General features: G+C 65.5%; 23 protein-coding genes and 3 pseudogenes. 17 read left to right on the plus strand and 9 right to left on the minus strand.

Going from position 1 to position 23,778, the window contains the following annotated elements; translation table 11 throughout:
- Positions 1–5: 5 nt before the first annotated feature.
- The 3 genes from eda to AC1DQ3_RS17720 form a co-directional block, all read right to left on the minus strand.
- On the minus strand, positions 6–650 hold the full coding sequence (gene eda / locus AC1DQ3_RS17710; protein ID WP_477121466.1) for a bifunctional 4-hydroxy-2-oxoglutarate aldolase/2-dehydro-3-deoxy-phosphogluconate aldolase: 645 nt from the start codon (positions 648–650) through the stop codon (positions 6–8).
- A 48-nt stretch (positions 651–698) separates the two neighbouring features.
- Positions 699–1,634 (minus strand): sugar kinase, encoded by a 936-nt coding sequence (locus tag AC1DQ3_RS17715; RefSeq protein ID WP_477121467.1) that lies wholly within the window; start codon positions 1,632–1,634, stop codon positions 699–701.
- Between the two features lie 62 nt (positions 1,635–1,696).
- Entirely contained in the window at positions 1,697–2,965 is a 1,269-nt protein-coding gene (locus AC1DQ3_RS17720) for an amino acid deaminase (protein WP_477121468.1), read from the minus strand.
- A gap of 149 nt (positions 2,966–3,114) precedes the next feature.
- Between AC1DQ3_RS17720 and AC1DQ3_RS17725 the strand changes: the two genes are divergently transcribed.
- The 8 genes and pseudogenes from AC1DQ3_RS17725 to AC1DQ3_RS17760 all read left to right on the plus strand — a co-directional run.
- On the plus strand, positions 3,115–4,020 hold the full coding sequence (locus AC1DQ3_RS17725; protein WP_477121469.1) for a MurR/RpiR family transcriptional regulator: 906 nt from the start codon (positions 3,115–3,117) through the stop codon (positions 4,018–4,020).
- A 12-nt stretch (positions 4,021–4,032) separates the two neighbouring features.
- Positions 4,033–5,526 (plus strand): N-acyl-D-amino-acid deacylase family protein, encoded by a 1,494-nt coding sequence (locus AC1DQ3_RS17730; RefSeq protein ID WP_477121470.1) that lies wholly within the window; start codon positions 4,033–4,035, stop codon positions 5,524–5,526.
- 75 nt (positions 5,527–5,601) lie between these two features.
- Entirely contained in the window at positions 5,602–5,994 is a 393-nt protein-coding gene (locus tag AC1DQ3_RS17735; RefSeq protein ID WP_477121471.1) for a RidA family protein, read from the plus strand.
- A gap of 117 nt (positions 5,995–6,111) precedes the next feature.
- Positions 6,112–7,473 (plus strand): GntP family permease, encoded by a 1,362-nt coding sequence (locus AC1DQ3_RS17740; RefSeq protein WP_477121472.1) that lies wholly within the window; start codon positions 6,112–6,114, stop codon positions 7,471–7,473.
- A gap of 237 nt (positions 7,474–7,710) precedes the next feature.
- Positions 7,711–8,040, plus strand: coding sequence for a hypothetical protein (locus tag AC1DQ3_RS17745; protein WP_477121473.1), 330 nt, complete (start codon positions 7,711–7,713; stop codon positions 8,038–8,040).
- Between the two features lie 454 nt (positions 8,041–8,494).
- Positions 8,495–8,980 carry an HU family DNA-binding protein gene (locus AC1DQ3_RS17750; protein ID WP_477121474.1) on the plus strand — a complete coding sequence of 162 codons (486 nt, stop codon included), beginning with the start codon at positions 8,495–8,497 and terminating at the stop codon, positions 8,978–8,980.
- A gap of 246 nt (positions 8,981–9,226) precedes the next feature.
- The gene (locus AC1DQ3_RS17755; protein ID WP_477121475.1) at positions 9,227–10,768 is read left to right on the plus strand and encodes a methyl-accepting chemotaxis protein; all 1,542 of its coding nucleotides are present in this window, start codon (positions 9,227–9,229) and stop codon (positions 10,766–10,768) included.
- 55 nt (positions 10,769–10,823) lie between these two features.
- Positions 10,824–10,940: pseudogene (locus tag AC1DQ3_RS17760) on the plus strand (ABC transporter substrate-binding protein); the annotation flags it as partial.
- Here the strand turns inward: AC1DQ3_RS17760 and AC1DQ3_RS17765 are convergent.
- Both AC1DQ3_RS17765 and AC1DQ3_RS17770 read right to left on the minus strand, forming a co-directional pair.
- On the minus strand, positions 10,924–11,547 hold the full coding sequence (locus tag AC1DQ3_RS17765; protein WP_477121476.1) for a DUF6869 domain-containing protein: 624 nt from the start codon (positions 11,545–11,547) through the stop codon (positions 10,924–10,926). The pseudogene AC1DQ3_RS17760 and the gene AC1DQ3_RS17765 overlap by 17 nt on opposite strands.
- A gap of 132 nt (positions 11,548–11,679) precedes the next feature.
- Positions 11,680–12,048: pseudogene (locus AC1DQ3_RS17770) on the minus strand (ATP-binding cassette domain-containing protein); the annotation flags it as partial.
- Positions 12,049–12,227: 179 nt separating this feature from the next.
- Here AC1DQ3_RS17770 and AC1DQ3_RS17775 point away from each other — a divergent pair.
- The 4 genes from AC1DQ3_RS17775 (at position 12,228) to AC1DQ3_RS17790 (ending at position 15,414) form a co-directional block, all read left to right on the plus strand.
- Positions 12,228–13,139: an aldo/keto reductase gene (locus tag AC1DQ3_RS17775; RefSeq protein WP_477121477.1), complete on the plus strand. Its 912-nt coding sequence runs from the start codon at positions 12,228–12,230 to the stop codon at positions 13,137–13,139.
- A 9-nt stretch (positions 13,140–13,148) separates the two neighbouring features.
- Positions 13,149–14,495, plus strand: a complete 1,347-nt coding sequence (locus AC1DQ3_RS17780) for an NTP/NDP exchange transporter (RefSeq protein ID WP_477121478.1) — start codon at positions 13,149–13,151, stop codon at positions 14,493–14,495.
- A 118-nt stretch (positions 14,496–14,613) separates the two neighbouring features.
- Complete coding sequence (locus tag AC1DQ3_RS17785) at positions 14,614–14,904, plus strand: hypothetical protein (RefSeq protein ID WP_477121479.1); 291 nt, start codon at positions 14,614–14,616, stop codon at positions 14,902–14,904.
- A 135-nt stretch (positions 14,905–15,039) separates the two neighbouring features.
- A complete protein-coding gene (locus tag AC1DQ3_RS17790; protein ID WP_477121480.1) occupies positions 15,040–15,414 on the plus strand; it encodes a mechanosensitive ion channel protein MscS in 375 nt (124 codons plus the stop codon).
- Positions 15,415–15,433: 19 nt separating this feature from the next.
- Here the strand turns inward: AC1DQ3_RS17790 and AC1DQ3_RS17795 are convergent, their stop codons facing one another.
- The gene (locus tag AC1DQ3_RS17795; RefSeq protein ID WP_477121481.1) at positions 15,434–16,183 is read right to left on the minus strand and encodes a flagellar brake protein; all 750 of its coding nucleotides are present in this window, start codon (positions 16,181–16,183) and stop codon (positions 15,434–15,436) included.
- Positions 16,184–16,584: 401 nt separating this feature from the next.
- Between AC1DQ3_RS17795 and AC1DQ3_RS17800 the strand changes: the two genes are divergently transcribed.
- The 5 genes from AC1DQ3_RS17800 to AC1DQ3_RS17820 all read left to right on the plus strand — a co-directional run bounded on the left by AC1DQ3_RS17800 (position 16,585) and on the right by AC1DQ3_RS17820 (position 20,661).
- The gene (locus tag AC1DQ3_RS17800) at positions 16,585–17,274 is read left to right on the plus strand and encodes a flagellar brake protein (RefSeq protein ID WP_477121482.1); all 690 of its coding nucleotides are present in this window, start codon (positions 16,585–16,587) and stop codon (positions 17,272–17,274) included.
- Positions 17,275–17,715: 441 nt separating this feature from the next.
- On the plus strand, positions 17,716–18,822 hold the full coding sequence (locus tag AC1DQ3_RS17805) for an S-(hydroxymethyl)glutathione dehydrogenase/class III alcohol dehydrogenase (RefSeq protein WP_477121483.1): 1,107 nt from the start codon (positions 17,716–17,718) through the stop codon (positions 18,820–18,822).
- A gap of 8 nt (positions 18,823–18,830) precedes the next feature.
- Positions 18,831–19,682 carry an S-formylglutathione hydrolase gene (gene fghA / locus AC1DQ3_RS17810; RefSeq protein ID WP_477121484.1) on the plus strand — a complete coding sequence of 284 codons (852 nt, stop codon included), beginning with the start codon at positions 18,831–18,833 and terminating at the stop codon, positions 19,680–19,682.
- 67 nt (positions 19,683–19,749) lie between these two features.
- Complete coding sequence (locus tag AC1DQ3_RS17815; RefSeq protein WP_477121485.1) at positions 19,750–20,118, plus strand: VOC family protein; 369 nt, start codon at positions 19,750–19,752, stop codon at positions 20,116–20,118.
- Positions 20,119–20,289: 171 nt separating this feature from the next.
- A complete protein-coding gene (locus AC1DQ3_RS17820; RefSeq protein ID WP_477121486.1) occupies positions 20,290–20,661 on the plus strand; it encodes a hypothetical protein in 372 nt (123 codons plus the stop codon).
- Here the strand turns inward: AC1DQ3_RS17820 and AC1DQ3_RS17825 are convergent.
- The 3 genes and pseudogenes from AC1DQ3_RS17825 to AC1DQ3_RS17835 form a co-directional block, all read right to left on the minus strand.
- Positions 20,647–21,669 carry a GlxA family transcriptional regulator gene (locus AC1DQ3_RS17825; protein WP_477121487.1) on the minus strand — a complete coding sequence of 341 codons (1,023 nt, stop codon included), beginning with the start codon at positions 21,667–21,669 and terminating at the stop codon, positions 20,647–20,649. The two genes, AC1DQ3_RS17820 and AC1DQ3_RS17825, sit on opposite strands and share 15 nt — an antisense overlap.
- Before the next feature lie 74 nt (positions 21,670–21,743).
- Positions 21,744–23,336, minus strand: a complete 1,593-nt coding sequence (locus AC1DQ3_RS17830; RefSeq protein ID WP_477121488.1) for a methyl-accepting chemotaxis protein — start codon at positions 23,334–23,336, stop codon at positions 21,744–21,746.
- A gap of 257 nt (positions 23,337–23,593) precedes the next feature.
- A pseudogene (locus AC1DQ3_RS17835) lies at positions 23,594–23,778 on the minus strand (porin); the annotation flags it as partial.

Raw genomic sequence — 23,778 nt, forward strand, 5'->3', positions numbered from 1 at the left:
AGGCATCAGACGGTCTTGCGCAGCGCGGCAGCCTCCTGCGCCAGCGTACGCACCCGCGCCCAGTCGCCCTTGGCCACGGCGTCCTTGGGCACTACCCACGAACCGCCCACGCACACCACATTGGGCAGCGCGAGATAGCTCGGCGCGCGCGCGAGATCGATGCCGCCGGTGGGGCAGAAGCGCAACTGCGCGAACGGGCCATAGAGCGACTTTAGCATCGGCACCCCGCCCGACGCTTCCGCCGGGAAGAACTTCAGGAACTTGAAGCCGGCTTCCATCGCGGCCATCGCCTCGCTGGCGGTGGCCACGCCAGGCAACAGCGCCACGCCCGCGCCCTGCGCGGCCACGGCCAGTGCCGGCGTGAGACCGGGCGAGACCGCGAACTGCGCGCCGGCCTCGCTCACGGCCATGAGGTCAGCCGACGTCAGCACCGTGCCGGCGCCCACGCAGGCTTGCGGGAAAGCTGCGGCCACCGCCTTGATGGCGTCCAGCGCCACGGGCGTGCGCAGCGTGATCTCCAGCACCGGCAGGCCGCCGCCGATCAACGCTTCGGACACATGCAGGGCTTCGTCGACGGAGGAGAATTCGAGCACCGGGATCACCGGCACGTTGACAAGGCGTTCGATCAGCGAGAGGGATTGAGGTTGCATGGCGTGGTTGTTCGGTCAGGTAGAGCGATTGGACGTAAAGCTTGGGAATCAGGCGATCACGGAAACCGAGTGCGCCATTCGCGCCAGCACGGTTTCCGTGGTCGGGATCGGCGCCACGGCGCCGTAGCCGGTAGTGGACAGCGCCGCCGCCACGTTGGCATAGCGCGCGGCCTCGAAGGGATCGTCGCCGGCTGCCAGGCGAGCGACGAAACTGCCGCCGAAGCAGTCGCCGGCGCCGGTGGCGTCGAGCGGGCGCACCGGGTAAGGCGGCACCAGCGAACGGGCATCGGGCGTCGCCAGGTAAGCGCCCTCCTCGCCCAGCTTCAGCGCCACCAGCCCGATGCCGCAGCCCAGCAGGTAGTCGACGATGGCGTCGCGGTCGTTGAGGCCCGTCAGCACGGTGATGTCGTCCCAGCTTGGCAGGCAGACGTCGGTCAGCGCAAAGGCTTCGCGCATGATGCCGCGCGCCCGCGCCAGCGTCCACAGCCGCAGGCGCAGGTTGGTGTCGAGCGTGACCTTGCAACCCGCCTTGCGCGCATGCTCCATCGCAGCCAGGCCGGCATCGCAGGCGCTGGTGCTGATGGCCAGGCTGATGGCGGACACATGCAGGTAGCGCGCCTCGGCGATGGCATGGTGCGGCAGGTACTCGTGGCAGTAGTGGCTGGCAGCCGAGCCGCTGCGCAGGTAGTCGAAGCGGTGGCCGTGCGCGTCGTGGGTGACGAAGTACACGCCGGTCGGCGCGCCGGCGTCGATGCGCACGTGACGGGTATCGACCCGCTCCTGGGTCCACAGCGCCAGCAGCCGTTCCCCGAAGGTGTCCTCGCCCACGGCGCTGATATAGCCGGCATGGGCGCCCTGGCGCGCCGCCGCGATGCAGAAGTTGGATGTATCGCCGCCAAATCCCTGCAGGTAGCGCGTGGGATCGTCGGGCTGCTGGTTGAATTCAACCAGCGCTTCGCCGAAAGCGAGAATGTCGATGCTCATGGTGCAAGCGTCCCCTGTTGTAGCTGCGATGTTGTTCGTTGCCGATGCGCGCGGCGTCCGTTTCAGAAGAATGTCTGCACGAGGTCGATCACACGCAGCTCGCCGTCGAGCACCGGAATATGGCGCCACTTGTCGAAGGTAAGGCATGGATGCGAAATATCAAAGGCAACCATGTCGCCGACCTTGAGATCGTCGCCCGGCCGGATATGCAGGTAGGCATGCTGGTCCATCATGCTGGTGACTTCCCAGTGCACTGGCACCGGCACGGGGGCTTGCGTGCCGGGCCGGTACACTTGGGCAGGCAGCGGCATGCCGGCGTCAAAGGCGGCGTCGCGCTTGCCCATGCCGATGATGGCGCGGTCGGGCTCGGGAATCGACTGCACATAGGCCCACAGCTGCAATGCCGGCAACAGGCCCTCGCGCATTTTCCGCGCGACCGGGTTGCTGGCGAGGATGCGTTGCTGCGCGGCGCGGTAGATGCCGACGTCGTGCGTGAGGTAACAGCCCGGGCGCAGCACGATGTCGATCGGCGTGCCAATGTCGGTGCGGGCAAACTCCTCCGCCACCACGTCGTACCAGGCCGAGCCCGCGCCCGACATCACCACCGGGCTGCGGCCGAAACGCCCTGCCGCGGCCAGCTCGCGCGTCACCGCGACGGTGCGCTGCAGGAACGCGCGGATGTCGGCCTCTTCCTTCAGCACGCCCTCGTAGATTTCCACGCCGGCCAGGGACAGCACGCCGGGCCAGCGCGCCAGCGCCGCCAGCACCGCCTGCTGCTGCTGCGGATCGCGCACGCCGGTACGCCCGCCGGTCACGCCCAGTTCCAGCAAGACCTGGAGCTTCTGGCCACGGCTGCTGAAGTAAGCGCCCAACTGGTCCACCAGTTCGGCCGAATCCACCAGCGTAAAGAATTCGAAATCCGGATCGCGCAGCAGGTCGGCCACGATTTCCATATTGCGGCGGCCCACCAGCTGGTTGGCCATCAGCACGCGGCGCACCCCGTGCGCATAAGCGGCGGCGCTCTGGTGCGCGGTGGCCAGCGTGATGCCCCAGGCGCCGGCGGCCAGCTGGCGTGCGAACAGCTTGGGCGCCATGGTGGTCTTGCCATGCGGCGCCAGCAGCACGCCGTACTCGCCCATGAAGCGGCGCATCCATTCGAGGTTATGCGCCAGCCGCTCTTCATACAGCACCGCAGCCGGCAGGCTCAGGTCTTCCGCCAGCAATCGCCAGCCCACCTGCCCGGCGCCATCCGGCGCCAGCGGGGCCTCCAGCTTGCCAAGCGCCTTGTTCAACGGATCGATCGTGCCGGTCTGGTACTTTATTTCACGCATGCTGTCATCACCCTGCAAAATTCTGATTGATGTAATGATAGCCTTGAATTTACGATATTTCACGCTTGTTATAAAGTAACATTCAAAGCTGGCTCCGGGACGACATCGCTACCTTGGGCCGGCTCGCCTCCACTCCTGACCCGTCAACCATGTCCGCGCCCTTCGACATCCTGACCCGCATCGCCGAGCGTGGCCCCACGCTGCGCCTGGCCGAGCAGAAGGTCGCGCAAGTGATCCTGCAGGACCTTGCCGGAGCAGCCGCCACCAGCATCAACGAGCTGGCCCGGCAGGCCGGGGTGAGCGAGGCCAGCGTGACCCGTTTCGCCAAGGCCATCGGCTGCCGCGACGTGCGCGACCTCAAGCTGCGGCTGGCGCAGGCCACCGCGGTGGGCCAGCGCTTCCTGCAGGCGGAAGTCGCCCGCGCGGCGGAACCGTCCCCGGCCACGCTGGCCGACAGCATTCATGCGGATATCCTGGACTCACTTGAGGTCAACCGCAAGCTGATCGATCCCGACCATATGGAGCGTGCGGCACGCCTGTTGCTGGAGGCGCGTATGGTCTACGCTTTTGGCATGGGTGGCGGCTCGTCCTTCATGGCCGACGAGGCGCGTTACCGGCTGGCCCGCCTGGGCCGTCCCGTGGCCAGCTACCAGGATGCGCTCCTGCAGAAGATGGTGGCGGCCACCTTGCACAAGGACGATGTCGTGCTTGCCTTCTCCGCAACGGGCAATGTGCCCGAGATGCTGGCCAGTTGCGATATCGCCCGCGAATATGGCGCCACGCTGATCGCGGTGACCGCGCTGGGCTCGCCACTGGCGGCACGCGCCGACGTGCTGTTGCCAACGCGCACGCTGGAGACCGATTTTATTTTCAAGCCCTCGGCCTCGCGCTACGCGATGCTGCTGGTGATGGACGTGCTGGCCACTCAGCTCGCCTTGCTGCAGCAGGACCGGAGCCAGGAGCAATTGCGCCGGCTCAAGTACGTGCTCGACGCGCACCGCGGCACCGCCGCAGGACCGGATGCCCCGGATACGCGCCAGCCGCTCGGAGACTGACGGAGACTGACCATGCCAGAACTGTTTGACACCCTGATCCGCGGCGCGACCCTGCTCGACGGCTCCGGCGCCGAGGCACGCCTGGCCGACGTGGCGCTGCGCGCCGGGCGCATCGCCCGCATTGCCATGCTGGAGGACGGCAACGACGCCATCGATCCCGGTAGTGCCGCGCACGTCGTGCAAGGCGACGGGCTGGTGCTGGCCCCCGGCTTCATCGACGTGCACACGCACGACGACACCAATGTGGTGCGCCAGCCCGAGATGACGCCCAAGCTGTCGCAGGGCGTCACCACCGTGATCGTCGGCAACTGCGGCATCAGCGCCGCTCCGGTCACGCTGCGCGGCGAGCCGCCCGATCCGATGAACCTGCTGGGCACCGCCGACGCCTTCCGCTACCCCGATTTCGGCGCCTACGCGCAAGCCGTGCAGGCGGCCCGGCCGGCCGTCAACGTGGCTGCGCTGGTCGGCCATACGGCGCTGCGCAGCAACCATATGGACCGGCTGGACCGCACTGCCACGCCGGCCGAGATCGCGGCCATGCGCGCGCAGCTCGAAGAAGCGCTCGACCACGGCGCCCTTGGCCTGTCCACCGGGCTGGCCTATGCCAATGCCTTCTCCGCCACCACCGATGAGGTGCTGGCGCTGGCCGAACCGCTGGCCCGCGCCGGCGCGCTCTACGCCACCCACCTGCGCAGCGAGTTCGCCGAGATCCTGGAAGCAATGGGCGAAGCCTTTCGCATCGGCAAGCACGCGCGCGTGCCGGTGGTGATCTCGCACCTGAAATGCGCGGGCGTGGACAACTGGGGCCGCAGCGGCGAAGTGCTGGACGCGCTGGAGCGGGCCGAGCGCTGGCAGCCGGTGGGATGCGATTGCTATCCCTACACCGCCAGTTCCTCCACGCTCGACCTCAAGCAGGTCACCAGCGACTTCGACATCATGGTGACCTGGTCCGAGCCCCACCCGGACATGGGCGGCCGCCTGCTGGCCGATATCGCCACCGAGTGGGAACTCAGCCTGGAAGATGCCGCGCGCCGCCTGCAGCCGGCCGGCGCGGTCTACCACTGCATGGAAGACGCGGACGTGGACCGCATCCTCAGCCACCCCGCCACGGTGGTGGGCTCGGACGGCCTGCCCAACGATCCCCTGCCCCACCCGCGCCTGTGGGGCGCATTTCCTCGCGTGCTTGGCCATTACGCACGCGACCGCGAGCTGTTCCCGCTCACCGTGGCCATCCACAAGATGACCGGCCTGTCGGCGGAACGCTTCGGACTGGTGGAACGCGGCTTTGTCCGCGAAGGCTACTGGGCGGACCTGGTCCTGTTCGACGCCGCCACCATCCGCGACGCGGCCAGCTTTACCGACCCCATGCAGCCGGCGGAAGGCATCGCTGCGGTGTGGGTCAATGGCGAGCTATCGTGGCAGCAACGCCAGCCGACGGGCACGCGCGCGGGCCGCTTCCTTGCGCGCGGCAAGCCCGCTGGAGCGAACGCCGCAACGGCACGGTAACGAGGCCGCGCGGCCAGCAACAAACCTGATCTGCAATCTGCAATCTGCAATCTGCAATTTGTTTAAGGAGTCCTCATGGATATCAAACGATTTGGCGTCGAAGGCGGTGCCGGCACCGGCGGCCAGCACATGCCCTTTGCCCGTGCCGTGCAAGCCGACGGCTGGCTTTACGTGTCCGGCCAGGTGCCGATGTTGGATGGCGAGGTGATCGACGGCGGCATCGTGCCCCAGACCCACCAGGCCATCAAGAACGTGCTCGCCATCCTGGCCGAAGCCGGCTACGGCACCGAGCACATCGTGCGCTGCGGCGTGTGGCTGGACGACACGCGCGACTTCGCCTCGTTCAACAAGATCTTCAAGGAGTACTTCGGCGCCAACCCGCCGGCGCGCGCCTGCGTGCAGTCGAGCATGGTGGTCGACTGCAAGGTGGAAGTGGACTGCATCGCCTACAAAAAGCCGACGGCCTGAGCCCAGGCCAGCCTGCAACGAATAACCTGAACCGGCCGCCGCCAGCGCGGCCATTTTCATAGCGGAAGCGGGGGAGCCCCGCCGGACCACCGGCGGACCCCGCAAAAAGGAGACAACATGGGCGCCGTAACCGGAACCACACTCTTGCTGTACGCGCTGATCGCCGTGATCGCACTGGTCGTGCTGATCGCGAAGTTCAAGCTCAATCCCTTCATTACCCTGGTCGTCGTGTCCGTGCTGCTCGGCTTTGCCGTGGGCATGCCGATGGGCGATATCGTCAAATCGTTCGAGGCCGGCGTGGGCGGCACACTGGGCCACATCGCGCTTGTCGTCGGCCTGGGCACCATGCTGGGCAAGATGATGGCCGAGTCGGGCGGCGCCGAGCGCATCGCGCAAACGCTGATCGATTTCTTCGGCGAGAAGAACGTGCACTGGGCCATGGTCACCATCGCCTTTATCGTCGGCCTGCCGGTGTTCTTCGAAGTCGGCTTCGTGCTGCTGGTGCCGATCGCCTTCAACGTGGCCAAGCGCACCGGCACCTCCATGGTGCTGGTGGGCATCCCGATGGTGGCCGGCCTCTCGGTGGTGCACGGGCTGATCCCGCCGCACCCCGCCGCGCTGCTGGCGGTGACCGCCTATAAGGCGGATATCGGCAAGACCATCCTGTACGCGCTGATCGTCGGCATTCCCACCGCCGCCATCGCCGGCCCGCTGTTCGCCAAGCTGATGGACCGCTTCGTGAAGCTGCCGGACGTCAACCCGCTGGCCGTGCAGTTCACCGAGGAAGATGAAAACGTCAAGGCTTCGCACCAGTTGCCCGGCTTCGGCATCACGCTGTTCACCATCCTGCTACCGGTGTTCCTGATGCTGATCGGCAGCTGGGCGGATGTCATCAGCACGCCCAAGACCTTTATCAACGACTTCCTCAAACTGATCGGCAACTCGGTGATCGCCCTGCTGATCGCCGCGCTGGTGAGCTTCTTCACCTTCGGCAAGCAGCGTGGCTTTACCCGCGAAAACATCCTCAAGTTCACCAACGAGTGCGTGGCGCCTACCGCCATCATCACGCTGGTGGTCGGCGCCGGCGGCGGCTTTGGCCGCGTGCTGCGCGACTCGGGCATCTCCAACGCCATCGTCGACGTGGCCACCGGCGCGCATGTGTCGGTGCTGCTGCTGGGCTGGCTGGTGGCTGTGCTGATCCGCATCGCCACCGGCTCTGCTACCGTGGCCATGACCACCGCCGCCGGCATCGTCGCGCCGATCGCCGCCAGCGTGCCGGGCACCCGGCCGGAGCTGCTGGTGCTGACCACCGGCGCCGGCTCGCTGATCCTGTCGCACGTGAACGACGGCGGCTTCTGGCTGGTCAAGGAGTACTTCAACATGACCGTGGCCCAGACCTTCAAGACCTGGTCGGTCTGCGAAACCCTGATCTCGGTGATTGCGCTGCTGCTGACCCTGGCGCTGGCAACGGTAGTCTGACCATCCGCCGGACAAGGGCTCAAGGGGGGGACGGCACGCTCGTGCCGTCCCCCCCTTTTCTCATGAAAGGGGCCGCGCGCGGCTCCAAGGCCGCGATGTGCTATTGTGTGCACCGCACCAAATCGTTGGACGCCCAGGCGGTTGCCGCCCGTTGCTGTCACAAATCTTTCATATTTGGAAACGGCCCCCGCTTCCGCCCCAACGATAGAATCGAGCCCCAACCGGAGGAAAAGAACGATGCCTAAGAAGCCAAGGAAAACCGACGAAGCCGTGCCGGCCACTACGACGGCGCCAGGCCTGATTGCCCTGCTCGACCACATCGCCAACGCCACCGCGCAAGGCCAGCTCGACCCCGAGTTCGCCCGCAAGCTAGGCAAGCGCGCCCGCAAGGAGGCCGAAGCCCTGATCGAAGACCAGGCGTTCTCCACCGCCCACGGCACGCAGATCATGGCCGCGCTGGCTACGATGGAAAGCGCGGTATCGGATAGCGAAGGCGGCCTGCTGGGCAAAGCCGTCAGGCGGCTGCGCGAAGCCGACACGCGCGCGGCGGAAGCGCCCGCGAAGTAAATCGGACCAGGTTGCACGGCAAGGCGCGCGGACAGCCGGGTCCGCCGCCACTACGCCGCAATTACGCCGTAATTTCGCCGCCATTAATCCGATGTCGCGCGACGACGGCCCTCCTCGGATATGCTCACCTGTCATGGCTGAGTCTTCCTGCCGATGACCCCTCATAATCGCCGGTCAGATTAACGTGTTCCCAGCCGAGTGACGAGGGGTATGGCAGCAAACCGGCATCCACTGCCGTGCCGCGAGCGTGCATTCGCCGTCCCTCGCAGGACCTCGTGGACGCGATCCTCTTCCATCAGCCGAATGGCATGTACCTGGCGCCGAAGTCCCCCTCAGCCTCGTGAATCGCACCGATGGCGCGCGTTGGCAGGCATCGCGGAGAATGCTATGCTCCCCGTGCGCTGCTGCCGTCGGCAGCAGGCGCTAAATCAACGAACACAAGACTTCACCATCCATGGCTACCAAAGCAAATGCTGTCGTAAAGACCACCGCCAGGCCTGCCGCCAAGAAGGCAGCGCCGGCAAAGAAGGCTGCGCCGGCAACCAAGGCAGCACCGGCCAAGAAGGCAGCACCGGCAACCAAAGCAGCACCGGCCAGGAAGGCCGCCGCAGCCGCACCGGTTGTCAAGCCCCTGAAGGACACCTTCAACAAGTCGAGCCTGGTGGCCCATCTGGTCGCCCAGACCGAACTGGATGCCAAGACGGTCAAGACCGTACTGGCCCATCTGGAAAACACCGTGCTGAGCGCGGTGCACAAGAAGGGCGCCGGCGAGTTCACCCTGCCGGGCCTGCTGAAGGTCGTCGCCACCCAGGTTCCCGCCACCAAGAAGCGCTTCGGCAAGAACCCGTTCACTGGCGAAGACCAGTGGTTCGCCGCCAAGCCGGCGACCGTCAAGGTCAAGGTACGCCCGATGAAGAAGCTGAAGGACGCCGCGCTGTAAGCGAATCCGGCCTGCTGCAAGAAGGGAGCCCGCGCGGCTCCCTTTTTCTTTGCTTGCGCCTGCGCCGCGCCCGCGCCAGCCCGCCGGCCACATCGGGCACTCAAGTCCGCTTCCCGGCCGCCGTTATTCAGACTTGCCTACAGGTGCGTTCGTATTAGCGCGGTGCGGCAGAGAAAGAGCGAACCGGAGCCCTACGGGCCAGAAATTCGCCGCCGTCTTATTTCCATTCAGTTAGAAGAAACAGAAATGAAGAATCTTGGAATTGGTGTACGTCTCGGCATCGGCTTCGGCGTCGTGTTGTTGCTGTCAACGTTCATGACCATGTTCAGCATCCTGGGGTTGCAGGAAGTTGCGCATCGCACGCATGACATGATGCAAAAACCGCTGGCGAAGGAGCGCATCGTCAGCAACTGGTATCACCTGATGCATACCAGCGTGCGGCGCACCACCGCGGTGGCGCGGAGTTCCGACCCGAGCCTGGGCGCCTTCTTTGCCGCGGAGACCAAGGACTCCACGGAAGCCATCGCGGCATTGCGCGACAAGATCGAGCCGCTGCTGTCCTCGGAGGCGGAAAAGGCCGCCTTCCAGACCATAAAGGCCGTGCGCAAGCCCTATAACGAATCCCGCGACAAGATCACCAGACTCAAGGAAGCAGGCAACACGGACGAAGCCAACCAGGCCCTCGAAACCGAGTTCGTGCCTGCCGGCAATGCTTATCTTGCGGAAATCCAGAATCTTCTCACTATCCAGCGGACCAGCATCGATGCTACCGCCGAGCAAATCAACGGGATCTATGAAACCACCCGGAACCGACTGGTTGTGCTTGGCGTGCTCGTGCTGGCCATCGGCGTTGCCTTCTCCCTGTGGCTGACCACCGGCATCACGCGGCCGCTTCATCGCGCCGTTGGCTTCGCGCGGAAAGTGGCGGCCGGCGACCTGACCAGCCGCATCGAAGTGGATAGCCAGGACGAAACCGGCCAGTTGCTGCAAGCCCTCAACGAGATGAATGGCAATATCCTGCGCATCGTCACGCAGGTGCGCAACGGCACCGAGTCCATTGCCTCGGGCACCAGCCAGATTGCCGCCGGCAACACCGACCTGTCCCAGCGTACCGAGGAGCAGGCGTCGTCCTTGCAACAGACGGCCTCGAGCATGGAAGAGCTGACCAGCATCGTCCGGCAGAATGCCGACAACGCCAAACAGGCCAGTTCCCTGGCGGTCAACGCTTCCGAGATCGCGACCAAGGGGGGCGAGGTGGTCGGCCAGGTGGTTGACACCATGGATGAGATCAACGGCGCGTCGAGAAAGGTGGTCGACATCATTGCCGTGATCGAAGGCATCGCCTTCCAGACCAACATCCTCGCACTCAATGCCGCGGTGGAAGCCGCCCGTGCCGGCGAGCAAGGCCGTGGCTTCGCGGTGGTGGCCGGCGAGGTTCGCAGCCTGGCCCAGCGCAGCGCGACTGCCGCCAAGGAGATCAAGACGCTGATCGGCGACTCCGCCGAGCGCGTGGAAAAGGGATCGCAACTGGTGGCACAGGCCGGCCTCACCATGGAAGAGATCGTAGGCGCGGTCAAGCGCGTCACCGATATCATGGGCGAGATCAGCGCGGCCTCGGCAGAGCAAAGCGCCGGCATCGAGCAGGTCAACCAGGCTGTCAACCAGATGGACACCGCGACGCAGCAGAACGCCGCGCTGGTGGAACAAGCCGCGGCCGCGGCAGGTTCGCTGGAAGAGCAGGCCCAGCGGCTGGAGGAAGCGGTAGCCTCGTTCCGCCTTGCTGCCTGAAGCAACACGCCGGCCATGGGCGACGCGACGCTGGGCGTGATCGCGTCGCTCCACCGATCCGGGCACCCGCGATGTGGTCCAGGCGGTGTATATCCGCCGCGTCGAGAAGGTCGGCGGCGAACTCTACACCGTGGAGTTCGACAAGTTCGACAACGTCAAGGATCCGGGAAAGCAGGCCGCGGCGGCTTCGCGGCCGTGGCGACCTGTGCGCTGTCCGGCCTGTCCGCGCCGTGGCGATACCGGTGCGGCGACGCATGCACAATGCGGGCCGGCGCCCTTTGCGTACACTGCTCCTGCTGCCCGGCATGCACGCTGGCCATCGCGCCCGGCACTGCCGCATCCAACGCAGCAAGGCCCGGCAGGTCGTAGCACATCCACATCGCGCGCTGCGGCACGTCATTGAAATTGCTATCGCTGGCGGCCAGCACCCGCGCCCAGACCTGCGGCGTGGAACTGCGCCAGACGCCGCACAGCAGGCGGCGGAAGCGCGGATCGCGCGCGGTTTCCCGCTCGATGCGTTCGATAAATGCCGGTCCGTGATATTCGATCAGGTCTTCGAGTTCGCCGGCGGCGAGCGCGTCCAGCACGCGGGGACTCTCGGTACGGTCAAGGATTTCGATCACCAGCCGCCACAATCGCTCGGGATCGTTGACACACAGCCAATCACAGGCTTGCCAGACCCAGAACGAGCGTACCTCTTGCCGGCCGATGGCCGGGTCGTAGCGGCTGTAGCGCTTGATATAGGCGTTGACCAGCCGTTTCTGCTCATGGGTTTCCATAGTCCCCCGCAACTACCCGTCTTCAGAATGGGCATCGCCCGAATGCCGGCGCGGCGTTGCCGCCCGCACCAGCGTGGCTCGTCGACAGCCGCCACTACCTCCAGACCCCGGATGACCATGCCGTGGCCGGGCTCAGGCAACCGTCAGCAACCTGTCCAGCTTGACCTTGTCCGCCAGCAACTCCGTGCTGGTCGAAGCATGTACCACCTTGTCCCGGTCGAGCACCATCGCGCGCCGGGTCATGCCGAGCGCCAGGCGTGCGTGCTGCTCCACCACAATCACCGCCATGCCGCCTTTGTCGATCAATCGGCGGATCACGTGCTGCAACTCCTGAACAATAATAGGCGTCAAACCGCCCATCGGTTCGTCCAGTAACAGCAGCAGCGGGTTAACCATGAGGGCAAGGGCAATCGCCAGCATCTGCTGCTCGCCATCGGACAACTGGTTGCCAAGGTTGGCCCGCCGTTCCTGCAGGCGCGGGAAGATTTCATAGACCCGCGCGTCTCGGCATCGGCATCACCGTCCAGGCGCAGGCTGGCCAGCACCGCCATGGCCTCCCATCTGTGAGAAGATCCCCGGATCGGGTCATCCAGCTTAATCCCGCCGTGCGAAGCCCTGACCTTATGCCGCAGCGCCCGCCATCCGGCCGCCAGAATCCGTGCATCAGCAAGGAGACCGCCATGTCATCCGATCGACGTCGCTTCCTGGGCCACTGCATGCGCCTTGCCGCTGGCCTGGGCCTGACCGATGGCGCTGCTGCCAGCCTCCTCCCCGCCCTCCTGCGCCGCCCGCTGCCAGGCGGCCGCGAAACGCTGCCGGTGATCGGCATGGGCACCTCCAATACCTTCGATGTGGGTACCGAGCCCGGCGAACGCGCCCCGCTGGCCGAGGTGCTGGCCCTGCTGCTGCAAACGCCCGGCCCGGTGATCGACACCGCGCCCAGCTATGGCAGCGCGCAGACCGTCACCGGCGACCTGCTGCGCGATGCCAACGCCCGCGCCAAGGTCTTCCTGGCCACCAAGATCTCGGCGCCGGCAGCCAACGCACCGGCACAATGGGCGCAATCGCAGCGCGACCTGCGTAGCGAAACCGTCGATTTGCTGCAGGTACACAACCTGATCGACTGGCGCGATAACCTGCGCTTTATCCGCCAGTTGAAGGAGCGCGGCAAGACGCGCCATATCGGCATCACCCACTACCGCGAGGACGCCCATGAGGCGCTGGCGCAAATCGTGCGCAGCGAACAGCTGGATTTTGTCCAGCTCAATTACTCGGTTGCCGAGCGCAATGCCGAACGCACCCTGCTGCCGCTGTGCCAGGAACGCGGCGTAGCGGTGCTGGTCAATCGCCCGTTCCAGGACGGCCGCCTGTTCAGCGCGGTCAAGGACCGTGCGTTGCCGCCCTGGGCCGGCGAGATCGACTGCGCCTCCTGGGGCCAGCTTTTCCTGAAATTCATCGTCAGCCACCCCGCGGTAACGGCGGCGATCCCCGCCACCTCGAAGCCACGGAACATGCAGGACAATCTTGGTGCGGGCCTTGGCCGCATGCCCGATGCCCGCCAGCGCGAGCGCATCGCCGCGCTGCTGGCCTGAGCGAGCATCATGGCGACCACGCAAGCAGCACGGCACGGCCTGGGCATCCAGCCCGGCGAAGGCAGCGCGGTAACGGCTGGCTTCCTGTTCTTCCTCTGCCTGTTCGCCAGCTACTTCATGCTGCGCCCGGTGCGCGAGACCATGGGCATTGCCGGCGGCGTGCAAAACCTGCAATGGCTCTTCACCGCCACCTTCGTGGTCATGCTGGTGGCGATTCCCTTCTATGGCCTGTGCAGCGCGCGCCTGCCGCGCCGGCGCTTCGTGCCCTGGGTCTATGCCTTCTTTATCGCCAACCTGCTGGGCTTTGCCGCGGCCACGCGCGCCGCGCCGGACAGCATCTGGGTGGCGCGGGTGTTCTACGTCTGGCTGTCGGTGTTCAACCTGTTCGTGGTGTCGGTGGCGTGGAGCCTGATGGCCGATGTATTCCGCCCTGGACAGGCCCGGCGCCTGTTCGGCCTGCTGGCCGCCGGCGCCAGTGCGGGCGGCCTGGCCGGGCCGCTGCTCGGCGGCTGGCTGGTCGCGCGCATCGGCCTGACCGGGCTGATGGTGCTATCGGCGGCGCTGCTGGCGGCCACGCTGCCCGGCGTGGGCTACCTGTTCGGCTGGCGCAAGCGCGCCGGCGCGGGCGTGCCGGCGGCCGACGATCCGGTTCCGGCGCAAGACCCGGCCCGGCCCATCGGCGGCGGGCTTTGGGCGGGCCTCACGCTGGTGGCGCGCTCGCGCTACCTGCTTGGCATCGGCCTGTTCGTGATCCTGCTGGCCACCGCCAGCACCTTTCTGTATTTCGAACAGGCCAGGCTGGTGGCGCAGACCTTTCCCAGCCGCACGCAGCAGACCCAGGTGTTCAGCGCCATCGACGCCATCGTGCAGGCACTGACCATCCTGGTGCAGGTGTTTTTCTCGGGCCGCATCGCCAGGCGCTACGGCGTGACCTCCCTGCTCAGCGCGGTCCCGCTGGCGGTGGCGGCGGGCTTCCTGGTGCTGGCGCTCTGGCCGGCCTTCGGCGTGCTGGCCGGCGTGATGATCCTGCGCCGGGCGGGGGAATACGCCTTGCTGCGGCCGGGCCGTGAGATGCTGTTTACGGTGTTCGATGCCGAGACCAAATACAAGGCCAAGAACGTGATCGACACCGCGGTTTATCGTGCCGGCGATGCGGTCAGCGCCTGGATCAAGACCGCCATCGACGCGCTCTCCGGCCACCCGGCCGTGGTGGCGCTCACCGGGGCGGCGCTGGCGCTGGGATGGGCCTGGCTGGGATGGTGGCTTGGCCGCCAGCATGAAGGCCAGGCCGGGACCGCATCGCCGGCGTCCCACGCCCGCCTGGCGGCGGTGCCTCGCGACCGGGACAGTGCGTGAGAATACGGCCGGGCTACCAAGGAGAGAGGCACGAATCTGGCGTTGTCCTGCACCGCGGCCGCCGTGACGCTGCGGATAATTGTGACGGTTGTGACGGATTATTTATTGAGGAGTGTTCATGAAGCCCGGAATATTGAGTCTCAAGGCAGTCGCCCTGCTTGCCGCCCTTGCGGTGGCCGGCATCGCCAACGCCAAGCTTCCACCGCCCGAGCCGCAGACGCCGCAAGGCGAGCGCGCCACGCAAAAGCCCCTGCCGCCGCAGCCCCCCAGGCATAAGAAGCCCAAGCACAAGCATCATCACAAGCAATCCGCGCCGGCTCAGGCAGCCCCGGGGGCTAATGCTTCGCCGCCTTCCGCGCCCCCGCAACCGGCACCGCCGTCGCCTGCGCCGCCGCTCCCGGCACCCTGATCGCCAGGGCCGAGCCGTTACATCTGCTAACCGCGCCGATATATCCGGCAGACACCTGACCCCTAAGATGGCTTCAAGGCCAGCCGCTTTCGCTGGCCGTCACAAGCAGCCACAAGCAGCCACAAGGAGTCAGTCATGCGCAAACCCAATCGTGCCGCCCGCATCCTCGGCGCAGGCCTGCTCATCGCCGCGCTACTGGCCGCCGGCCCCGCCTCGGCGCGTGGACGTGACCACGGCGATGGCGGTTCGGCCGGCGCGGTAGCGCTGGCCATCGGGGCGCTCGTCGGGTTGGCGGTAATTGGTACCGCGGTGGCCAGCCAGCCGGTGGTCATGGCCGCGCCGCAGGCGCCGGCTTATGGGCCGGCTTATGGGCCGGCTTATGGGCAGACTTATGGGCCGCCGCCGGGATACTGCTATCGCGACTATGACCGCGCCTATGTACCCTGCGCCCCGCAGCCCGCGCCTTACTACTATCAGCAGGGGCCGCAGCCGGGGTACCAAGGATACTGAGCGTGGTTGCCCGACTTCGCTAGCGGCCCGACAACTCCAGGGCAAACACCACACGCTGCAGCCACTGCCCGGCCTGGCCGTCGATCTGGCCAAAGCTGCAGCCAAATTGATGCTGCACATCGTTGCCGCGCCATGTCCTTCGATACCGCACCACCTGCAGCGCCAGTTCCAGCGCACCCAGATCGCCGAGGTCCAGGCGGCATTGTGCGATTCTGGTCCCGACCGGCAACCGATCCGGCCCGGCGCTGCCGGAGCGCAAGCCCACGCCTGACACCGACAGGTCGGCCACTTCCAATTCCACCAGTTGGCCGTCGTCTGACAGGATCAGGCAGCGGCAAACCCTGTCCTCATGCAGGGGCGCGCGGAAATGCCTGCGGCGCGGGACTTGATAGATCCCGGTCGGGAACGGAGCGAGAAACGCCGGTCTGCCGTCGAAGCGCGTGATGGCCGGACGGGAAATCCGGAAATGGAAAGTGATATCGCCCAACGATGCCGAGGCGGCCATTTCATTGGTGTTCAGGATCGCCTCCARCTCCGCGCCGTTGCGACACCAGGCGAGCACGCAAGTGCCTCTGGACGGGTCGACAGACAGGAAGCCCGAGGTCACCCGGCACTGCGGCTGCGCAGCATGAAGATGGAGCCGAGTGCGCTTGCGGACCAGATCCAGCATGATCTGAAGTATCCGGCCTGGATCGCTGAGCCGCTCCATGTCGCCGTCGTTTACGGCCCACGGAAACGTCAGCGACGTGCCTATGGCTTCGGGCGCCATGATGGTATTGGAGGCGGGCCCGGGAAAATGGCGTCGCTAGCGCTACGATTCATCGAAACCAACTCAATTCAGGTATTTCAGGTATTTTTGCCGGTAGATTCCCGCTGGGTTCCAACTGCGAGGGCGCATTCCTTACTTGGCATTTTCGTTGCATGCCGATGTGCTATCGGCATTGTTGAACGGGTTCTTGAGGAATCCGGCAGCCGGGTCCGGCGCCCTCCCTGGTCTCTTCTCCGTAGCACCGTCATTCCCCCCACTTCGGTAGGGCTCAAGATTGGCGTGCTCCTGCCGTTATGCTTCGTTTTGCAGCCGTTCTTTCGGCCGCCTTTGCCTGCCAGCCCGGACTTGACTTCGCGCCAACCGACGCCGCGCGTCAGATTGCTCACCAGCCATTCCAATCCATGAACAGACTTGATCCCGCTTCGACCATCCCGCCGTCACCGGATGGTTTCCAGCACGCGCTTGAGGATGAGATCCGCGCGATGCTGGACCTCCTGGCTACGGAAGAGCGCCCCCTGGATTTGCACTTGCCGGAAGGGCGCACCCTGCGCACGCGGGTATTGTCCGTGCACGCGGCAGCACGCACGTTTACGTTCCAGGGCTGCGCCAGCGAGTCTGACAACCTGGCAGTACTGGCCTGCGCGCAAAGCGAACTGTCGACCGTCCTTGACGATGTGTCGCTGACGCTCTCCCTCGGCGCCCCGACCCGCTGCCTGTTCGCCGGCGCCACTGCGTTTACGGCGCCCTTCCCGGAAAAAATCTCCCAGGTGCAGCGGCGGCGGGACTACAGGGCAGAAACCCTGGACTACCAATACGCTTTCGAGGCCCGGTTGCCTGACGGCACCGCGCTCGTCCTGGACATTGCCGATTTGTCGGTATCCGGCCTGGGGCTGCGCTCGCGCACACTGGATACGAATGCCCTGGCCATCGGGACGTTGCTCCTCAAAGGCAGGCTCAGCTTTGGCTCGCTGGCAAGCCTGGAGGTGGGTGTCCGCGTGGTACGGTACCAGTTGCTGAATATGGCCGGCGATGCGGTACACCACTATGGTTGCGAATTCGTCGCCTTCGATCAAAGTACCCTGCTCGATTGACTGGCGCTTTTCATGTGCCACCCGTATCGACTCCGTGGCGCCTTGCTGCTTTCGACTGACGCGGATGCACGCTGATGGACGCGCGACAAACGGCTGCATGCCGTGGCCGAGTCATTGCAGCTGGCAATCAGGCTGGACGCCTGAGACCCTTTCACACGCCCTCCGGGGTCCGCGCTGTGCCAGGAACCCGATGCATGGATCCCGTCGCCGGCTGACTCCGCCCACCCCGGCCACCCCGGCCACCGCCCCCCGGTTTCGGCCAAACAGGAGGCGCCGCGGGCCAAATCCGCCGCTTGGGGCGTCCGCGGCCAGCGGCACCGGCGTATAGTCAGCGCAGACGAAAGACGCCGCGCCCGGGATCGCACCGGGCGCCGCTGACTTACGTCCCCAGACACCGTGCCGGCACCCAAGCGCTGCCCGCCACCACCAAGGAAAACCATCATGAAGACCAAAGCCGCCATCGCCTGGAAGGCCGGTGCCCCGCTGACCGTGGAAGAAGTCGACCTGGACGGCCCGCGCGCCGGCGAGGTGCTGGTGGAGATCAAGGCTACCGGCATTTGCCATACCGACTACTACACACTGTCGGGCGCCGACCCGGAAGGCATTTTCCCGGCCATCCTCGGCCATGAAGGCGCGGGCATCGTCACCGAAGTCGGCCCTGGCGTCACCTCGCTCAAGCCCGGCGACCACGTGATCCCCCTCTACACGCCGGAATGCCGCCAGTGCAAGTTCTGCCTGTCGCGCAAGACCAACCTGTGCCAGGCCATCCGCGCCACCCAGGGCAAGGGCCTGATGCCTGACGGCACCTCACGCTTCTCCATCGACGGCAAACCGATCTTCCACTACATGGGCACGTCCACCTTCGCCAACCACATCGTGGTACCGGAGATCGCGCTGGCCAGGATCCGCCCGGATGCGCCGTTCGACAAGGTATGCTACATCGGCTGCGGCGTGACCACCGGCGTGGGCGCGGTGCTGTTCACCGCCAAGGTGGAAGCCGGCGCCAATGTGGTGGTGTTCGGCCTGGGCGGCATCGGCCTGAACGTGATCCAGGCGGCCAAGATGGTGGGTGCGGACAAGATCATCGGTGTGGACCTGAACCCGGGCCGCGAAGCCATCGCGCGCAAGTTCGGCATGACGCATTTCGTCAACCCGAACGACGTGGACAACGTGGTGGACCATATCGTCCAGCTCACCGACGGCGGCGCCGACTACTCCTTCGAGTGCATCGGCAACACCAAGGTCATGCGCCAGGCGCTGGAGTGCTGCCACAAGGGCTGGGGCAAGTCGATCATCATCGGCGTGGCCGAGGCCGGCGCGGAAATCTCCACCCGCCCGTTCCAACTGGTCACCGGCCGCGAATGGAAGGGGTCGGCTTTCGGCGGCGCGCGCGGCCGCACCGATGTGCCCAGGATCGTCGACTGGTACATGGAAGGCAAGCTCAACATCGACGACCTGATCACCCACACCCTGCCGCTGGAGCGCATCAACGATGGCTTCGACCTGATGAAGCGCGGCGAGTCGATCCGCTCGGTGGTCCTGTACTGAGGCCGGCCATGCTCGAACTTATCTCCGAGCACGGCTGCTTCGGCGGCGTGCAGCGCTTCTATCGGCACGCATCGACCGTCATCGGCCTGCCGATGCGGTTCTCGGTGTTCCTGCCGGCGCAGGCGCTGGTCCAGCCGGAGCAGCGCCTGCCCGCTCTGTTCTACCTGGCAGGGCTGACCTGCACCGAGGAAACCTTCATGATCAAGGCCGGCGCCCAGCGCGCCGCCGCCGAGCACGGCCTGATCCTGGTGGCGCCCGATACCAGTCCGCGCGACACCGGCATCACGGGCGAGGCCGAGTCGTGGGATTTTGGCGTGGGCGCGGGCTTCTACCTGGACGCTACGCAAGCCCCATGGAGCCAGTACTGGCGCATGGAAAGCTACGTGACGCAGGAACTGTTCGACCTGGTCACCACGGCATTGCCCGCCGATCCACAGCGCGTTGGCATCTTCGGCCACTCGATGGGCGGGCACGGCGCGATGGTGCTGGCGCAGCGCCATCCCGGGCGCTTCCGCTCGGTGTCGGCCTTCGCGCCAATCGCCGCGCCTACGCGCTGTCCCTGGGGCGAGAAGGCTTTCAGCCGCTACCTGGGCCAGGATCGCGCAAGCTGGGCGCAGTACGATGCCACGGCGCTGATGCAGCGCCAGGCCAAGGCGCCGTTCCCGCGCGGCATCCTGGTCGACCAGGGCCTGGCCGACAAATTCCTCGCCGAACAGCTTTACCCCGAGGCATTCGAAGCCGCCTGCGCCGCGGTTGGACAGCCGCTGCTGCTGCGCCGGCACAAGGGCTACGACCATGGCTATTACTTCATCTCCACCTTCATGGAGAACCATATCCGGCATCACGCAGCGCAACTCTGACCTCGCGGCGGACGGGAACCCGCCCGTCCGCCTCCCCGCGCGCCCCGCGCTCCGAAATCACGACGACATGAGCAACCTGACCACCATCGAACTCAAGGCCTTCGTGCCCGCCCGGGATTTCGCCCTATCCAGACAGTTCTACCAGGACCTGGGTTTCGTCATGCCTTGGAGCGATGACAGCCTGGCCTACCTGCATCACGGGAAGTGCAGCTTCATGCTGCAGAACTTCTATGTGAAGGACCTGGCCGAGAACCTGATGATGCATTTGCTGGTGGAAGACGTACAGGCCTGGTGGGACAAGGTCAATGCCCTGAATATCGGCGGACGCTACGGCGTCAGGATCGTGCCGCCGCAGGACCAGCCCTGGAAGATGCGCGACTTCGTGCTGCTCGATCCATCCGGGGTCTTGTGGCGTATCGGACAGAACCTGAAGTAAGCGCCTGGGCAGGCGGCGCCGCTTGGTAATACATTGAAACACGCGGGCGGCCGATGAAACAGATTTTGCCGTGCGCCGCCTTGCGCAGTAGCCAGCCGCGCTGCTAGCCTCCTGAATCGCTGGAGCCGCGTCATCCGAACGCGGGTAGCGGCAACACCGAAGGACCTCGTCATGATCCGCAGCGCCCGCACTTTCCGCCTGATTCCCTTGATGGCCACGCTAACGCTGGCGCCCGCCGCCTTCGCCCAGGGCTCCCCCGCGGGCGGCGACGAAGCCTTGAATGCGATCCAGAGCAACTTTGCCCGCATGACGCCTGCGCCGCGCACGGTGGAGACCATCAACCAGGAACTGAAGCAGAACCACGCCGCGCCGGCCGGTGGCAGCGGACGTGCCGGCGGACGCGGCCGGGGCCGCCACGGCTCGCAGGACGGCGCGCCGAATGGCTCAGCCGGCGCCCCCGCCAATACACCCGCGAGCCAGGATCCAGGGCTTCACGCCAACGCGCCGGCCGTGACAAGCGCGACTGCCTCAGGCAGCCAGTAACGCCCCGTCTATTGCTGACGCCGCGCCAAAACGCTCGCGGTAATCCCGCGGCGTAATGCCCAACTGGCGCAGGAACGCTCGCCGCAGCCCCTCATCCGAACCAAAGCCGGTGCGCGCGGCGATGGCCTTGAGCTGCAGTTCACCCTGCTCAAGCAGCCGCCGCGCCCCTTCGATGCGCGCCGACTCGATAAAGGCCATCGGGCTGCTGCCCGTCTCCCGCGCGAACACGCGGCGGAAGTTGCGCTCGCTCATCGCCACCCGGCCCGCCATCTCCGCCAGCGTGAAGTCATGCGCGAGATCAGAGAGTATCCAGTCCTGCACGCCGCGGATGCCGGCATGGCTGGTCGCCTGGCTGGCCAGGTGCAGGCTGTACTGCGATTGCCCGCCGGGCCGCTTGAGGTAGACCACCAGCTCGCGCGCCAGGTCTAGCGCCAGTTCGCGGCCAAGGTCTTCCTCCACCACGGCCAGAGCCAGGTCGATGCCCGCGGTCACGCCGGCCGAGGTCCACAGGTTGCCCTGGCGCACAAAGATGGCGTCGGCATCCACCTCAACCGCCGGAAAGCGCTGGCGCAGCAGCGCGGCCACGCCCCAGTGCGTGGTGGCGCGGCGCCCATCGAGCAGGCCCGCCGACGCCAGGAAAAAGGTGCCCGAACACAACGCGATCAGCCGCCCGATGCGGGGCGCCACCGCACGCGCCCAAGGCACGATACCCTGGGCCTCTTCCATCGCCCGCTCGATATCGCGCGCACCGACAATCAGCGCGATATCCGGCAGCAGCACGGTATCGAGCCGGGCCGTGGCCTCCAGCGTCATCAACGTGTCCGAGCGCACCGGACCGGTCTCAAGCGCCACGATCCGCGTGGCATAGGCCGGCGGCTGCCCGCGCTGGGCCAGGCGCACATTGGCGTAGTCGAAAACCGTCATCGGGCCGACCGCCTCCATGGCCTTGAATCCGGGGTACACCACGATATCCACCCGCCGTGGGGCGGTGACTGCCTGCGCTTGCATCGCACTTACCGGGACGAAAAACGGCGATCTTAACCCACCGCCGCCAGCGCCGTCGCACCGGCGACTTATAACGATTACCCCCCGATAGGAGCCATTGCCGCACCGACGGGGTCGGCGGCCCACACCCGAAACTTCGCCGTCTCGGCTACCAATCCCGTTGCCTGCTGACGCAGGCTATCCGAGGCCGCAGCGGCTTCCTCGACGAGCGCTGCATTACGCTGGGTCACCTGGTCCATCTGCGCCACCGCACTGTTGACCTGTTCGATGCCGGAAGACTGTTCCGCGCTGGCCGAAGCAATGTCGGCGATGATATCGGTCACGCGCTGCACCGCCATGACAATCTGGTTGACGGCTTGGCCGGCCGATTCGACACGTTCCGTGCCCGAGCCAGCTTGCAGTATCGAACTCTCGATCATCTGTTTGATTTCCTTGGCGGCGCCCGCCGATCGTTGGGCTAAACCGCGCACCTCGGAAGCGACAACCGCGAAGCCCCTCCCTTGCTCGCCAGCACGGGCCGCTTCCACGGCGGCGTTGAGCGCCAGGATATTGGTCTGGAAGGCAATGCCTTCAATGGTGCCGATGATATCCGCCATCTTCGTGGAGGCTGCTGCCATGCCCTGCATAATCTCCACCACGCCACGCACGCTGACCGCGCCTTCGCTTGCCATGTGCGACGCGTCCAGCGCCATTCGCGTGGCCTCGCTAGCACTCGCGGCGTTCTGGCGCACGGTGGCGGTCAGCTCTTCCATCGACGCCGCTGTCTGTTCGAGCGATGCGGCCTGTTCCTCCGTCCTTTGCGACAGATCGGTATTTCCGTGTGCGATTTCCCGTGCAGAGCTGTCGATTGCCGCGGATGCGCCTTGTATGCCCTGCACCAGGGAACCAAGTTGCACAATTGCCCGCTGTAGCGCCTGCATTAGTTGTCCAACCTCATCGCTGCTATCCACCCGCACCGGGAAGGTCAGATCGCCCTGGGCCAATGCCTGGGTTGCTCTGACGGCCTCCGCTACGGGAACGACAACTGAACGCGTGATCAGGATGCCCAAGCTGATAGTGATCAGCACTGCGAGCGCCGATACGCTCAGGAAGAGCACGCGTGCTGACTCATAGCGCTGCGCCACATCTGTAGCTCTCCCCTCTGAAATCTTCTGGCCTCTCAAAACGATGGCGTCCAGTTGTTCGAGGTACTTGGCCTGAACAGGCGAAAGGTTGCTGACCAGGCCGGCCTTCGCATCGCCATATGCACCGGCACGCACCCGATTGACAACGGAATCGAGCCCCTCGATATAGGCTGCACGCGTCGGAGACAGCGACTGGAACAACGGCCTCCCTTTCTCCGTATTCATGACCTTCGCCAGATGCTCCATCGACGCATCCATCTTCCGGCGCAATTGCCGGATTTCCTCCAGTTTCTTCTCGGACAGCGCTGAATCTTCCGACAACACTGCTTCCGTGATGAGGATGGAAATACTCGCGACGTGGGTTCGTACGGTCTCGAACTCCATGGTCTTCACCAAAGTATCCGACACGATCAAGTTTGTATTTTCGTTCATTTGACTCATCTTCGTTATCGCGACGACAGCAATAATTACGAGCAAGATCAAATTGACCGAGAAAGCGATAGCCAGTCGTGTCCCGATTCGAAAATTCTTGAAAGACCATTTCATACGCAACCTCTATCAAAATTAATTAACTCAACCCAAGACCAGGTTTTTATAAGAATAGGTCCACTCCACCAATGAGATGAGGAAAGCGTCTGAGGGACTTTCACCCTAAAGTGAGTGCGCCCTGCCGGGCGCAACCCAAAAAAAGTGCCGCAAAAGCGGCACAAAGAGCATGAGGGAGCTGGATGCACGCGAGCGTATCCGCTGGCTGCCCGCACCACTGCGCAAATAAGACCTTTTCACATGCCGTTGGACCGCCCTTAGAACTTGTGGCGAATACCCAGGGCGACACCGAGCATATTGCTTTGGCCGCTGGCAAGCGTGTAGCTATTGCCAAGGGATAGGCTGTTGGCATAGCCAATCGTCGGGGAATCCAGTCCCAGACCCGCATTCTTTGCATATGCCGTGGTCAGGTAGATATCAGTCCGCTTGGAAAGCGTGTAGT

The sequence above is a fragment of the Cupriavidus sp. 01T418 genome (assembly GCF_056398885.1).